The sequence below is a fragment of the Micromonospora sp. NPDC049903 genome (genome assembly GCF_044460945.1).
Lineage (GTDB): Bacteria > Actinomycetota > Actinomycetes > Mycobacteriales > Micromonosporaceae > Micromonospora.
Genome location: NZ_JBITKL010000002.1, coordinates 146,565 through 160,972, shown reverse-complemented (window position 1 = coordinate 160,972; position 14,408 = coordinate 146,565). Strand labels below are relative to the sequence as shown.

Annotated in this window: 11 protein-coding genes; all 11 read left to right on the top strand. The window is 69.2% G+C overall.

Annotated elements, in window-relative coordinates; genetic code table 11:
* The first annotated feature begins 281 nt into the window (after positions 1-281).
* The 11 genes from rplK to rpsG all read left to right on the top strand — a co-directional run bounded on the left by rplK (position 282) and on the right by rpsG (position 14,335).
* Positions 282-713, top strand: coding sequence for a 50S ribosomal protein L11 (gene rplK, locus ACIBO1_RS05495; protein ID WP_131052802.1), 432 nt, complete (start codon positions 282-284; stop codon positions 711-713).
* An 82-nt stretch (positions 714-795) separates the two neighbouring features.
* Entirely contained in the window at positions 796-1,512 is a 717-nt protein-coding gene (gene rplA, locus ACIBO1_RS05490; protein ID WP_396741709.1) for a 50S ribosomal protein L1, read from the top strand.
* 329 nt (positions 1,513-1,841) lie between these two features.
* A complete protein-coding gene (locus ACIBO1_RS05485) occupies positions 1,842-2,051 on the top strand; it encodes a hypothetical protein (protein ID WP_396741707.1) in 210 nt (69 codons plus the stop codon).
* Between the two features lie 307 nt (positions 2,052-2,358).
* On the top strand, positions 2,359-2,907 hold the full coding sequence (gene rplJ / locus ACIBO1_RS05480; RefSeq protein ID WP_131054310.1) for a 50S ribosomal protein L10: 549 nt from the start codon (positions 2,359-2,361) through the stop codon (positions 2,905-2,907).
* A gap of 53 nt (positions 2,908-2,960) precedes the next feature.
* Positions 2,961-3,347 (top strand): 50S ribosomal protein L7/L12, encoded by a 387-nt coding sequence (rplL, locus tag ACIBO1_RS05475; RefSeq protein ID WP_350692893.1) that lies wholly within the window; start codon positions 2,961-2,963, stop codon positions 3,345-3,347.
* Positions 3,348-3,918: 571 nt separating this feature from the next.
* Positions 3,919-7,350, top strand: coding sequence for a DNA-directed RNA polymerase subunit beta (locus ACIBO1_RS05470; protein WP_350692891.1), 3,432 nt, complete (start codon positions 3,919-3,921; stop codon positions 7,348-7,350).
* Positions 7,351-7,453: 103 nt separating this feature from the next.
* Positions 7,454-11,341 (top strand): DNA-directed RNA polymerase subunit beta', encoded by a 3,888-nt coding sequence (locus ACIBO1_RS05465; RefSeq protein ID WP_396742445.1) that lies wholly within the window; start codon positions 7,454-7,456, stop codon positions 11,339-11,341.
* Between the two features lie 102 nt (positions 11,342-11,443).
* On the top strand, positions 11,444-11,809 hold the full coding sequence (locus ACIBO1_RS05460) for a hypothetical protein (protein WP_396741704.1): 366 nt from the start codon (positions 11,444-11,446) through the stop codon (positions 11,807-11,809).
* Between the two features lie 793 nt (positions 11,810-12,602).
* Positions 12,603-12,977 carry a hypothetical protein gene (locus ACIBO1_RS05455; RefSeq protein WP_396741702.1) on the top strand — a complete coding sequence of 125 codons (375 nt, stop codon included), beginning with the start codon at positions 12,603-12,605 and terminating at the stop codon, positions 12,975-12,977.
* A 511-nt stretch (positions 12,978-13,488) separates the two neighbouring features.
* Positions 13,489-13,863 carry a 30S ribosomal protein S12 gene (gene rpsL / locus ACIBO1_RS05450; protein WP_014440718.1) on the top strand — a complete coding sequence of 125 codons (375 nt, stop codon included), beginning with the start codon at positions 13,489-13,491 and terminating at the stop codon, positions 13,861-13,863.
* A gap of 1 nt (position 13,864) precedes the next feature.
* Positions 13,865-14,335, top strand: coding sequence for a 30S ribosomal protein S7 (rpsG, locus tag ACIBO1_RS05445; RefSeq protein ID WP_350692887.1), 471 nt, complete (start codon positions 13,865-13,867; stop codon positions 14,333-14,335).
* Positions 14,336-14,408: the final 73 nt, after the last annotated feature.

Genomic DNA, 14,408 nt, shown 5'->3' with positions numbered 1-14,408 from the left:
GCCGCCCCGCGCCGGCGCCCCGCCCCCCCCCCCCCCCCCCCCCACCCCCCCCCCCCGCCCCGCGCCCCCCCCCCCCCCCCCCCCCCCCCCCCCCCCCCCCCCCCCACGCTCGTCGTCGCCCATCTGGTCCGGCTCGCCCCCGTCGGGGCAACCTCTGTGAGCGGGCGGATTCCGGCCTGCGCTACCCTAGAACGTCGCCGCCGTCCCACACGCGCTGACCGTGCGCGCCCGACGGCGACGTCGGTGCGAACATTTCCCAGTTCCAAGCCCCAGGAAGAGACATGCCTCCGAAGAAGAAGCTCGTCAAGACGTTCACGCTTCAGCTGCCGGCGGGCCAGGCCACCCCGGCGCCGCCGGTGGGCCCCGCGCTCGGTCAGCACGGCGTGAACATCATGGAGTTCTGCAAGTCCTACAACGCGCAGACCGAGTCGCAGCGGGGCGATGTCGTCCCCGCCGAGATCAGCGTGTACGAGGACCGGTCCTTCACCTTCGTGCTGAAGACCCCGCCCGCCGCCCGGCTGCTGATCAAGGCCGCTGGTGTGGCGAAGGGCTCGGGCGTTCCGCACACCCAGAAGGTCGGCTCGGTGACCCGCGCCCAGCTGCGTGAGATCGCCGAGAAGAAGATGGCCGACCTCAACGCCAACGACCTCGACCAGGCTGAGAAGATCATCGCCGGCACCGCCCGGTCGATGGGCCTGAACGTCACCGACTGATCTCGGTCACCAGCGACCCGTACGGATCGTGGGAGGGCGCGCGAGCACCGCGGCCCGCCAGAAACCACAGGAGTAGACAGAAATGCAGCGCAGCAAGAGCTACCGCAAGGCCGCCGAGGTCATCGACCGGTCCAAGCTCTACACCCCCGCCGAGGCCGTGAAGCTGGCCAAGGAGACGACCAACGTCAAGTTCGACGCCACGGTCGAGGTCGCCATGCGCCTCGGCGTCGACCCCCGCAAGGCGGACCAGATGGTCCGCGGCACGGTCAACCTGCCGCACGGCACCGGTAAGACCGCCCGCGTGATCGTCTTCGCCGCCGGCGCGAAGGCCGAGGAGGCCGTCGCCGCCGGTGCCGACGAGGTGGGTACCGACGAGCTGGTCGCCCGGATCCAGGGCGGTTGGTTGGACTTCGACGCGGCGATCGCCACGCCGGACCAGATGGCCAAGATCGGCCGGATCGCGCGGATCCTGGGCCCGCGCGGTCTGATGCCGAACCCGAAGACCGGCACGGTGACCATGGACGTCACCAAGGCGGTCGCGGACATCAAGGGCGGCAAGATCACCTTCCGGGTGGACAAGCACTCCAACCTGCACCTGATCATCGGCAAGGCCTCGTTCTCCGAGACCCAGCTGGTGGACAACTACGCGGCGGTCCTGGACGAGGTGCTGCGGGCCAAGCCGTCCGCGGCAAAGGGCAAGTACCTCAAGAAGGTCACCCTCACCACGACCATGGGCCCGGGCGTGCCGATCGACCCGAACCTGGTGAAGAACCTGCAGGATGGCTCGGCCGACAGCTGAGCACGACGAACGCCTCGAAGGGGCCCCGCCACGACCGTGGCGGGGCCCCTTCGCCGTGACCGACGAGGCAAGTCGGCGACCATCGTGGTGAGACGGCCCGACTGCCTGGTGCCCGGCAGTGGATCGTCGACGCTCAGACGGTGACCGGGGGGCCGTGGGCCGGTGCGGAGGCCACCGGGCTGTGCCGACCGGACCGGACGACCGGTCGATCGTCGCCGGCCTGGCACTCGGCCTCTGGGCGCACCTGAACGCCCTACCGGCCGCCGTGGCGCACCGGCCGGGCGGTCACACGCAGCGCCGGGTACGGCGTCGCGGTACTCGTCCTCGGTGTGGTCCTCGCCCTGGTGTCCGGCCGCGTCGACCCGGCGCTCCGGTGGTTGGCCCCGCCGTCGCTGACCACCGCGCGGGCACTGGCCGGGTCCCTGTCGTGGGCGACCGGGGTGCTGGTGACCGCCTGGGCGCTCGGTTGGGCGGCCATGCTTCTGCCGGTTGTCGTCGGGCCCGCCATCGACGTGCCTGACGTTCACGGTCGGTGGTGACCGAGCGCACTCCGGGGCGATTTGGCGGCTACCGGGAGTAGGGCGTAGCCTAGGCCGCGAAGTTCCACCCAGAGACCGCTGGTCACCGTGCTCCGGCACGGTCGAAGGTCCGCGAAGACGGGCGACCCGCGTAGGGCGGCAAGCGATAACTGGCAGAGTCCCCGTGGTCCGCCGACTGCGATGACCTCCGCCGACCTCGCCCCGTGCGCCCTGCGCCGGGGCTTTTCTGTTGCCGCGATGCCTCCGACCCCGTCACAGGCGCCTGTCTGCGACGGTGACCAGCCTCGAGTAACGAGAGAGGAGGGACATGGCGGACAAGCCGATCCGGGCCGACAAGGCCTCGGCCGTTGCTGAGCTGACGGAGAACTTCCGCAGCGCGGGTGCCACCGTGCTGACCGAGTACCGCGGTCTGACGGTTTCCCAGCTCACCCAGCTGCGGCGCTCGCTCGGCAAGGAGACCACCTACACCGTCGCCAAGAACACGCTGGCCAAGCGTGCTGCGGCAGACGCGGGTATCTCCGGCCTCGACGAGCTGTTCACCGGTCCTACCGCGCTGACTTTCGTTTCGGGCGACGTCGTCGAGGCGGCGAAGGGACTTCGCGACTTCGCGAAGTCCAACCCGAAGCTCGTCATCAAGGGCGGCGTCTTCGAGGGCAAGGCCATTTCCGCGGCCGAGGTCACGAAGCTCGCCGACCTGGAGTCCCGCGAGGTGCTGCTGGCCAAGCTGGCCGGCGCGATGAAGGGCAACCTGAGCAAGGCCGCGGCCCTATTCCAGGCCCCGCTGTCGAAGACCGCCCGTCTGGCGGCCGCCCTGCAGGACAAGAAGCGTGAGCAGGAGGGCGCCGAGGCGGCCTGAGGCCGCGCGGCGCACCCACGTTCTTAGTTAACCATTCAGAAAGGACGCCAGATATGGCGAAGCTCAGCACCGAAGAGCTGCTCGACGCGTTCAAGGAGATGACGCTGATCGAGCTCTCCGAGTTCGTGAAGCAGTTCGAGGAGACCTTCGAGGTCACCGCCGCCGCCCCGGTCGCGGTGGCTTCGGGCCCGGCCCAGGGTGGCGCTGCCGCCGAGGCCGAGCCGGAGAAGGACGAGTTCGACGTCATCCTCGACGCCGACGGTGGCAAGAAGATCCAGGTCATCAAGGTCGTGCGTGAGCTGACCGGCCTGGGCCTCAAGGAGGCCAAGGACCTGGTCGAGGCCGCGCCGAAGGCGATCCTCGAGAAGGTCAACAAGGAGGCCGCCGACAAGGCCAAGGCCAAGCTGGAGGGCGAGGGCGCCAAGGTCACCCTCAAGTGACCTGAGCCTCACCCGGGCGTCCCGGCTCACGTGAGCCGGGGCACACCCACATCGCGGCGGGCGACGATCCGGATCCCGGATCGGCGCCCGCTGTGTGGTTTCACTGCCCGGAACCGGTCATGAGCAGGGCGTGCGCATCGCGGCGGGCGCGGGCCCGAACGGCAGTGGTTTCGCCCGTGGGTGGGAAAGACCGTCGGATGGCGGCACCGGGCCTTGACGCGACCATGGACTCCCAGGCACGCTGACATCAGCAAGACCTTCCGCGCTTGCGACGGCCACCGGCTGGGTATGAAGCGGCAGCACCACCGCCGCAGACATCTGGGCGGCCCGGCAGGGACGTTGCGTTCCGAGCGGCCCGGTGTGACCCGTTTCCAGGGTCCCGAGGCTCGTTCCGCAACTTCCTGCGGGGTGGGCTGGACAGCGGTTAGCCTCTCGGCTACACTGCTAGTTTGCGCTGCCTTCCGACTTGACCCCTGCTCGGAAATGTCCGTTTGTGGATATTTTCTGGTGGGGTCATTGGAGTGCACGCGTACCAGCCGTTCTGCAGCACCGGTCCTCGGAAGGACGCATCTTGGCAGCTTCCCGCCCTGCGAAGACCAGTCGTACGTCGAGCGCATTCGCTCCCCGCCGAGTTTCCTTCGGTCGGATCACCGAACACCTCGAGGTCCCCAACCTCCTTGCCATTCAGAACGAGTCCTTCGACTGGCTCGTCGGCAACGAGGGTTGGCAGGGCCGGTCGGCGGACGACCCGCACGCACGCTCGGGTCTCGCGGAAATCCTCGACGAGATCAGTCCCATTGAGGACTTTTCTGGCACCATGTCGCTTTCCTTCTCGGCACCGCGCTTCGACGAGGTCAAGGCCTCGATCGAGGAGTGCAAGGAGAAGGACCTGACCTACTGCGCGCCGCTCTTCGTGACCGCGGAGTTCACCAACAACACCACCGGCGAGATCAAGAGCCAGACGGTGTTCATGGGTGACTTCCCGATGATGACGCCGAAGGGCACCTTCATCATCAACGGCACCGAGCGCGTCGTGGTCAGCCAGCTCGTCCGCTCGCCGGGCGTCTACTTCGACAAGCAGCCGGACAAGACCTCCGACCGCGACCTCTCCAGCGTCAAGGTCATCCCCAGCCGGGGTGCCTGGCTGGAGTTCGACATCGACAAGCGCGACACGGTCGGCGTACGCATCGACCGTAAGCGTCGGCAGGCCGTCACGGTCCTGCTCAAGGCCGTCGGATGGTCGGCCGAGCGGATCCGCGAGAAGTTCGGCTGGTCCGAGCTGATGATGACCACGCTCGAGAAGGACCACATCGCCGGCCAGGACGAGGCGCTACTCGACATCTACCGGAAGTTGCGCCCTGGCGAGCCGCCGACCCGCGAGAACGCCCAGACCCTGCTCGACAACCTCTTCTTCAACCCGAAGCGGTACGACGTCGCCAAGGTCGGTCGGTACAAGTTCAACAAGAAGCTCGAAGTGAGCGTGCCGATCACCACCGGCACGCTGACCGAGGACGACATCGTCGCCACCGTGGAGTACCTCTGCCGGCTGCACGCCGGTGAGGAGGGCTACGAGGCCGACGACATCGACCACTTCGGCAACCGGCGCCTGCGTACCGTGGGCGAGCTGATTCAGAACCAGGTTCGGGTCGGTCTGTCCCGGATGGAGCGGGTCGTCCGCGAGCGGATGACGACTCAGGACGTCGAGGCGATCACGCCGCAGACCCTGATCAACATCCGCCCGGTGGTCGCCGCGATCCGGGAGTTCTTCGGCACCTCGCAGCTGTCCCAGTTCATGGACCAGACCAACCCGCTGGCGGGCCTGACCCACCGGCGCCGGCTGAGCGCGCTCGGTCCGGGTGGTCTGTCCCGGGAGCGGGCCGGCTTCGAGGTCCGCGACGTGCACCCGTCCCACTACGGCCGGATGTGCCCGATCGAGACGCCGGAAGGCCCGAACATCGGTCTGATCGGCGCGCTGTCCACCTTCGCCCGGGTCAACCCGTTCGGCTTCATCGAGACGCCGTACCGGAAGGTCGTCGACGGTCGGGTCACCGACCAGATCGACTACCTGACCGCGGACGAGGAGGACCGGTTCGTCAAGGCGCAGGCCAACGCGCCGCTGCGGGCCGACGGCACGTTCGCCGAGGACCGCGTCCTGGTCCGCCGTAAGGGCGGCGAGACCGAGGACGTCGCGCCGGGCGCGGTGGACTACATGGACGTGTCGCCGCGGCAGATGACCTCGGTCGCGACCGCGATGATTCCGTTCCTGGAGCACGACGACGCGAACCGGGCCCTGATGGGCGCCAACATGCAGCGTCAGGCGGTCCCGCTGGTCAAGGCGGAGTCGCCGCTGGTCGGCACCGGCATGGAGTACCGTGCCGCGGTCGACGCCGGTGACGTGGTGGTGGCCGAGGTCGGTGGCGTGGTCGAGGACCTGTGCGCCGACTACATCACCGTCCACCAGGACGACGGCCACCGCCGGACGTACCTCCTGCACAAGTTCCGCCGCTCCAACGCCGGCTCCTGCGTCAACCAGAAGCCGGTCGTCTTCGAGGGTGACCGGGTCGAGGCCGGCCAGGTCGTCGCCGACGGGCCGTGCACCGACGAGGGCGAGATGGCGCTCGGGCGCAACCTGCTCGTGGCGTTCATGTGCTGGGAGGGCCACAACTACGAGGACGCGATCATCCTGTCGCAGCGCCTCGTGCAGCAGGACGTGCTCACCTCGATCCACATCGAGGAGCACGAGGTCGACGCGCGGGACACCAAGCTCGGCCCGGAGGAGATCACCCGCGACATCCCGAACGTCAGCGAGGAGATGCTCGCCGACCTCGACGAGCGCGGGATCATCCGGATCGGTGCCGAGGTCGTCCCCGGCGACATCCTGGTCGGCAAGGTCACCCCGAAGGGCGAGACCGAGCTGACTCCGGAGGAGCGGCTGCTCCGCGCGATCTTCGGTGAGAAGGCGCGTGAGGTCCGGGACACCTCGCTGAAGGTGCCGCACGGTGAGACCGGCACGGTCATCGGCGTGCGTACCTTCTCCCGCGAGGACGGCGACGAGTTGCCGCCGGGCGTCAACGAGCTGGTCCGGGTCTACGTCGCCCAGAAGCGGAAGATCCAGGACGGCGACAAGCTCGCCGGCCGGCACGGCAACAAGGGCGTCATCTCCAAGATCCTGCCGGTCGAGGACATGCCGTTCCTGGAGGACGGCACCCCGGTCGACATCGTGCTCAACCCGCTGGGTGTGCCGAGCCGGATGAACATCGGCCAGGTACTCGAGACCCACCTGGGCTGGGTGGCCAAGACCGGTTGGAAGGTCGACGGCGACGACGCGGAGTGGAAGCGTCAGCTCCAGGGGATCGGCGCGGACGAGTCCGAGCCGGACACCAACGTGGCCACGCCGGTCTTCGACGGTGCCCGCGAGGAGGAGATCTCCGGTCTGCTCGCGTCGACCCTGCCCAACCGGGACGGCAAGCAGCTGATCGGCGCCAGCGGCAAGGCGCAGCTGTTCGACGGTCGCTCCGGCGAGCCGCTGCCGGACCCGATCGCGGTCGGCTACATCTACATCCTGAAGCTCAACCACCTGGTCGACGACAAGATCCACGCACGGTCGACCGGTCCGTACTCGATGATCACGCAGCAGCCGCTGGGTGGTAAGGCGCAGTTCGGTGGCCAGCGCTTCGGTGAGATGGAGTGCTGGGCGATGCAGGCCTACGGTGCCGCGTACGCCCTGCAGGAGCTGCTGACGATCAAGTCCGACGACGTCCTGGGCCGGGTCAAGGTCTACGAGGCGATCGTCAAGGGCGAGAACATCCCCGAGCCGGGCATCCCGGAGTCGTTCAAGGTGCTGCTCAAGGAGCTGCAGTCGCTGTGCCTCAACGTCGAGGTGCTCTCCAGCGACGGCGTGGCCCTGGAGATGCGCGAGACCGACGACGAGGTCTTCCGGGCCGCGGAGGAGCTGGGTATCGACCTTTCCCGGCGCGAGCCGAGCTCGGTCGAGGAAGTGTGACGTTGGGCCTCGGTGGCGGGGCGTTCTCTGCGGAGGTCGCCCCGCCCCGAGCCCAGACCCGGTCAGCTGCTAACGCAACAAGCGACGTGTGAGGGAATTGAACGTGCTCGACGTCAACTTTTTCGACGAGTTGCGAATTGGGCTGGCGACCGCCGACGACATCCGTCAGTGGTCGCACGGCGAGGTCAAGAAGCCCGAGACGATCAACTACCGCACCCTCAAGCCGGAGAAGGACGGGCTCTTCTGCGAGAAGATCTTCGGTCCGCAGCGGGACTGGGAGTGCTACTGCGGCAAGTACAAGCGGGTCCGGTTCAAGGGCATCATCTGTGAGCGCTGCGGCGTCGAGGTGACCCGCTCGAAGGTCCGCCGTGAGCGGATGGGCCACATCGAGCTCGCCGCGCCGGTGACCCACATCTGGTACTTCAAGGGCGTGCCGAGCCGGCTGGGTTACCTGCTGGACCTCGCCCCGAAGGACCTCGAGAAGATCATTTACTTCGCCTCGTACGTCGTGACGAGCGTCGACGCCGAAGCGCGTCACCGCGACCTCTCGACCATCGAGAACGAGATCCTGGCCGAGAAGCGGCAGTCGGAGAACAGCCGCGACTCGGAGATCGAGAAGCGGGCCGCCAAGCTCGAGGCCGACCTGGCCGAGCTGGAGGCCGAGGGCGCGAAGGCGGACGTCCGGCGCAAGGTCAAGGAGGGCGGAGAGCGCGAGATGCGCCAGATCCGCGACCGGGCCCAGCGCGAGATCGACCGCCTGGACGAGGTGCTGGACACCTTCCGCAAGCTGGACTCGAAGCAGCTGGTCACCGACGAGCTGCTCTACCGTGAGCTGCGCGACCGGTTCGGCGAGTACTTCACCGGGGGCATGGGCGCCGAGGCGATCAAGGCCCTGGTGCAGAACATGGACCTCGAGGCCGAGGCGGAGAACCTGCGGGAGACCATCCGCACCGGTAAGGGGCAGCGGAAGATCCGGGCGCTCAAGCGGCTCAAGGTCGTCGCGGCGTTCCAGAACACCCGCAACTCGCCGCTCGGCATGGTGCTCGACTGCGTACCGGTCATCCCGCCGGACCTGCGCCCGATGGTGCAGCTCGACGGTGGCCGCTTCGCGACCAGCGACCTGAACGACCTGTACCGCCGCGTGATCAACCGGAACAACCGGCTCAAGCGGCTGATCGACCTCGGTGCGCCCGAGATCATCGTCAACAACGAGAAGCGGATGCTGCAGGAGGCCGTCGACGCGCTGTTCGACAACGGCCGCCGCGGCCGGCCGGTCACCGGCCCGGGTAACCGTCCGCTGAAGTCGCTGTCCGACATGCTCAAGGGCAAGCAGGGTCGGTTCCGTCAGAACCTGCTGGGCAAGCGCGTCGACTACTCCGGCCGTTCGGTCATCGTGGTCGGCCCGAAGCTCAAGCTGCACCAGTGCGGTCTGCCCAAGCAGATGGCGCTGGAGCTGTTCAAGCCGTTCGTGATGAAGCGGCTGGTCGACCTCAACCACGCGCAGAACATCAAGTCCGCCAAGCGGATGGTCGAGCGGCAGCGCCCGGTCGTGTGGGACGTGCTGGAAGAGGTCATCGGCGAGCACCCGGTGCTGCTCAACCGGGCGCCCACCCTGCACCGACTCGGCATCCAGGCCTTCGAGCCGCAGCTGGTCGAGGGCAAGGCCATCCAGATCCACCCGCTGGTCTGCACCGCGTTCAACGCCGACTTCGACGGTGACCAGATGGCGGTGCACGTGCCGCTGTCCGCCGAGGCCCAGGCCGAGGCGCGGATCCTGATGCTGTCGTCGAACAACATCCTCAAGCCGGCCGACGGCAAGCCGGTCACCATGCCCACCCAGGACATGGTCATCGGGCTCTACCACCTGACCCACCTCACCACCGGTGAGCGCGGGGAGGGCCGGGCGTTCAGCTCGGACGCCGAGGCGCGGATGGCGTACGACAACGGCGAGCTGCACCTGCAGGCACCGGTCAAGATCCGGCTGCGGGACGTGGTCGAGGTGGACAACGGCGCCGGTGGGCAGCCGTGGACCGCGCCCGAGGGCTGGGTTCCCGGTGAGCCGTTGAGCGTGGAGACCACGCTCGGCCGGGTGCTGTTCAACGAGACCCTGCCGCAGGGCTACCGGTTCGTGAACTACGAGATCCGCAAGGGTCAGCTCTCCGCGATCGTCAACGACCTCGCCGAGCGGTTCCCGAAGGTGGCCCTGGCTGCCACCCTGGACGGGCTCAAGGAGGCCGGTTTCCACTGGGCCACCTGGTCCGGCGTGACCATCGGCATGGAGGACGTCATCGCTCCGCCGCGCAAGCGGGAGATCCTGGAGCGGTACGAGAAGGAAGCCGACCGGATCGACAAGCAGTACCAGCGTGGTCTGATGACCGCCGAGGAGCGTCGCGGCGAGCTCATCGAGATCTGGACCAAGGCGACCAACGAGGTCGCCAAGGAGATGGACACCGCGCTGCCGCAGGAGAACCCGCTGTGGAAGATGATCAACTCGGGTGCTCGCGGTAACCTGCTCCAGCTCCGGCAGATCGCGGCGATCCGTGGTCTGGTGGCCAACCCCAAGGGCGAGATCATCCCGCGGCCGATCAAGGCCAGCTACCGGGAGGGTCTGTCCGTGCTGGAGTACTTCATCTCCACGCACGGTGCCCGTAAGGGTCTCGCCGACACCGCCCTGCGTACCGCCGACTCGGGTTACCTGACCCGGCGTCTGGTGGACGTCTCGCAGGACGTCATCATCCGCGAGGAGGACTGCGGCACCGACCGGGCCATCCCGATGCAGGTCGGTCAGCACCTCGACGGCCGGCTGGTGGTGCACGAGCACGCCGAGACGAGCGTGCACGCCCGTACCCTCGCCGACGACATCAAGGGGCCGGACGGCACCGTCGTCGCCGAGCGCGGCGCGGACATCAACTCGATCCTGGTCGACAAGATCGTCGCCGCCGGGGTCGACGGTGTCCGGGTCCGCAGCGTGCTCACCTGCGAGTCGAAGCTGGGCGTCTGCGGTGCGTGCTACGGGCGCTCGCTGCCGACCGGCAAGATCGTGGACGTCGGCGAGGCGGTCGGCATCATCGCCGCCCAGTCGATCGGTGAGCCGGGTACGCAGCTGACGATGCGTACCTTCCACACCGGTGGTGTCGCGGGTGAGGACATCACCCAGGGTCTGCCGCGTGTCCAGGAGATCTTCGAGGCCCGGATCCCGAAGGGCAAGGCGCCGATCGCCGACACCCCCGGCCGGATCCGGATCGAGGACGGCGAGCGGTCGCGCAAGATCGTCGTGATCCCGGACGACGGCAGCGACGAGATCGTGTACGACAAGATCTCGAAGCGGGTCCGGCTGCGGGCGCACGACGGCGACCACGTCGAGGTCGGCGAGAAGCTCACCGAGGGCACCATCGACCCGCACGAGCTGCTGCGCATCCTCGGCCCGCGCGCGGTCCAGGTCCACCTGACCCAGGAGGTCCAGGAGGTCTACCGCTCGCAGGGTGTGCTCATCCACGACAAGCACATCGAGATCATCATTCGCCAGATGCTCAAGCGGGTGACGGTCATCGACTCCGGCTCGACCGAGTTCCTGCCGGGTGTGCTGGTCGACCGGGCGCTGTTCGAGTCGGAGAACCGCCGGCTCGTCGGCGAGGGCGGCGAGCCCGCAGCCGGTCGTCCGGTGCTGATGGGTATCACCAAGGCCTCGCTGGCCACCGACTCCTGGCTCTCGGCGGCCTCCTTCCAGGAGACCACTCGGGTGCTGACCGACGCGGCGATCCACGCCCGCAGCGACTCGCTGATCGGTCTCAAGGAGAACGTGATCATCGGTAAGCTCATCCCGGCCGGTACCGGCATCAGCAAGTACCGCAACGTCCGGGTCGAGCCGACCGAGGAGGCGAAGGCCAAGGTCTACTCGATGACCGGCTACCCGGAGACCGACTACGGTTTCGGGCCGGCCAGTGGCCAGGCGGTTCCGCTGGACGACTTCGACTTCGGGTCGTACCGCTAGGACCGTGTGACGTGGGAGGCCCCCGGCATCTGCCGGGGGCCTCCTCGTGTCCGTACCCGCCGCTCCGCCGCACGGCGAGACCCGGGCAGGCATCATGTGCTCATGACGATCGCACCCGGACCGACGCCGACCGCGTCGGCGCCACGTCATCCGCTCGACCCCGATCCGGTCCGGGCGACCAAGGCCCGCGCGGTGTTCGCGCTCGGGCTGATGGGGGCGATGACCGGCCTGCTGCTGGGCGGGGTGATCCCCGCGACGGTCGCGCTGCACCTGGCGCGGCAGGCGCGCCGGGAGGCGTACGCCTCGGGTGGTTTCCTGACCGGCGCGGCCTGGCTGCGTCGCGGTGAACGGTTGGCCTGGACGGGGCTGGCGCTGGTCGCGGTGAGTGTGGTGGCGCTTCTGGTGATCGGCGTGGTCCGGCTCGCCGAGGCACCCTACGGGCAGGACTTCGCCCCCACCGTCGACTGACCGGGTCGTCGCGGGCATCGCGCCGGGCACGGTGGGCTGACCCGCGACGGTAGCCTGACGGTGTCCGTCGCGCCGCGGTGGACGCGGCCGATGAGGAGGAGATCCCGTGACGGAACCGGCGCGCCCCGAGGGCGGCGAGTCCGCCCAGCCCACTTCCGGGCGCCCGGACGACGCGGTCGGGGAGCAACCGGGGGAGCAGCTACGGTCCGGACCCGCGCCGGAGCCTCCCGCGCCGCCCCCGCCGTCCGGGTACGCGTCGGCATACGCCCCGCCGTCGAGTCCGCCGCCCGGCTTCGGTGTGTCGCCGGGCTCGCCACCTGGCGGTGTCGGCCCCGGTCCATCGCCGGAGAGTCCGCCGTCCGGCCCGCCTGCCATCGGTGCTCTGTACGGTTCGCCGCCGGGAAGCCCACCGTCCGGTGCTGCCACGTACGGCGCTGCTCCCGGTTCGGCTCCGGGGAGTCCGCCCGGCCCGCCTGCCGGCGGCGCCGCCTCCGGTTGGCCGCCGGGAGGTTCGTCGGCCGGTTCGCCCGGCTTCGGTGTCGACGTCGGCTCGGCCCCGGGTGGTCCCTCGTCCGGTGCGCCCTTCGGGCCCGTTCCGTTCGGGCCGTCGGCGGGTCCGCCCGCAACGCCTCCCGGCTTCGGGCCGCCCCACGGCCCGCCGCCGTCCGGGCCGCCGGCCGGCCCGGGATACGGCGCGCCGCCCGTTCCCGGCGGCCCTGGAACGGGCTGGGGTGCGCCGGCGTCCGTGCCGCCGCCGCAGGACCGACCCCGGCCGCCCAAGCGAGTCGAGTCGGTGCCCGGTACCCCGTTCGCGACGGTGCACCTGGACGTCCCCCCGGTCACGTCGGGGCTGGCGGTCGGCTCGCTGGTGGCCGGCATCACCTCGATCCTGATCTCGTTCCTCACCATCTGCATCGGCGCGGTCGGAGGCGGCACGGGTGGGGGAGCCTGGGCGGCCGGTGCCTTTGCCGTACTGGGCAGCCTGACCGGTGTCGGTGCCGTGGTGGCCGGCCTGCTCGGCCTCCGGCAGATCCGCCGCCCGGCGGCTCCGCCGGCGGTCCGGTTCACCGGCCGTGGCGTGGCGATCGCCGGGATCAGCTGCGGTGGTGCCGGTCTCCTGCTCTGCCTGTCGGGCCTGGGGCTGGCACTGCTGCTGACGCTGGCCTGAGATCCGGCCCACGTCGTCGGATCGGAACGAGCGAGCGGGCGCCGGATACCGATCGGTCCCGCCCAGGGGCTACCGGTCCGGTTTCCGGCGGAGCCGGTACACTTGTCGTCGTAGGTGCCCATCACAGGCGTGAGGCGTGACGAGCCCAGCCGGCGAGCAGTGAGAAGTCCGGCGGGTCATCCGTTTTGACCTGCACGGCTGTGGTAGGTACTCTTTCCCCTTGCGCCCGGGCTTGCCCGGGCAACTCGTGCGTGCGCGGGATCCGGTGATACCGGCATCCGAACAGCGGCACGACTGAGCCAGAAGACCCGGCGGCGGAGATCCGCGTGCCGGTGACAAACCCGGAGCCATCGCGTGAGCGTCGGAACCGGGACCGTGCTCGGGCGACACGCCCGACCGCGGGTGCCGGGACCGCCGCGAGGCGGACCTGGTCGGAATGTAGGAGGGTCGGTCATCAGGCCGACCGAGCGAGCGCGGCCGCGTGAGCGGCCGAAGGGAGCGGAGAAACCCGGTGCCCACGATCCAGCAGCTGGTCCGCAAGGGCCGCCAGGCCAAGACGAGTAAGACCAAGACCCCGGCGCTGAAGGGTTCCCCTCAGCGGCGCGGCGTGTGCACCCGCGTGTACACCACCACTCCCAAGAAGCCGAACTCCGCGCTGCGCAAGGTCGCTCGTGTGAAGCTCAGCAGCCAGATCGAGGTGACCGCCTACATCCCGGGCGTGGGTCACAACCTGCAGGAGCACTCGATCGTGCTCGTCCGTGGCGGCCGGGTGAAGGACCTCCCCGGCGTGCGTTACAAGATCGTCCGCGGTTCGCTGGACACCCAGGGTGTCCGTAACCGCAAGCAGGCGCGCAGCCGCTACGGCGCGAAGAAGGAGAAGAGCTGACATGCCGCGTAAGGGACCCGCTCCGCGGAAGCCGCTGGTCGCTGACCCGGTGTACAACTCGCCGTTGGTCACCCAGCTGGTGAACAAGATCCTCCTGCGCGGCAAGCGCCAGCTCGCCGAGCGCGTGGTGTACGCGGCCCTGGAGGGCTGCCGGGAGAAGTCCGGCACCGACCCGGTCGTCACGCTCAAGCGCGCGATGGACAACGTCAAGCCGACTCTGGAAGTCCGCAGCCGCCGTGTCGGTGGCGCGACCTACCAGGTGCCGGTCGAGGTCCGTCCGGCCCGGGCGACCACGCTGGGCCTGCGCTGGCTGGTCACGTACTCCCGCGCCCGGCGCGAGAAGACCATGGTCGAGCGGCTGATGAACGAGCTGCTGGACGCGAGCAACGGCCTCGGTGCCGCCGTCAAGCGGCGCGAGGACACGCACAAGATGGCGGAGTCCAACAAGGCCTTCGCGCACTACCGCTGGTAACAGCTTGGTCCCGGTGCCCACCCGGTGCCGGGACCGCCACCAGTTGTGTCGAGACGACGATAAGTAGGGATTG

What these genes read in the sequence shown, in the direction of transcription:
- ACIBO1_RS05460 (WP_396741704.1), top strand. Translation starts at nt 11,444, where the DNA reads ATGACGATCGCACCCGGACCGACGCCGACCGCGTCGGCGCCACGTCAT.
- rplA (WP_396741709.1), top strand. Translation starts at nt 796, where the DNA reads ATGCAGCGCAGCAAGAGCTACCGCAAGGCCGCCGAGGTCATCGACCGG.
- rplL (WP_350692893.1), top strand. Translation starts at nt 2,961, where the DNA reads ATGGCGAAGCTCAGCACCGAAGAGCTGCTCGACGCGTTCAAGGAGATG.
- rplJ (WP_131054310.1), top strand. Translation starts at nt 2,359, where the DNA reads ATGGCGGACAAGCCGATCCGGGCCGACAAGGCCTCGGCCGTTGCTGAG.
- rplK (WP_131052802.1), top strand. Translation starts at nt 282, where the DNA reads ATGCCTCCGAAGAAGAAGCTCGTCAAGACGTTCACGCTTCAGCTGCCG.
- rpsG (WP_350692887.1), top strand. Translation starts at nt 13,865, where the DNA reads ATGCCGCGTAAGGGACCCGCTCCGCGGAAGCCGCTGGTCGCTGACCCG.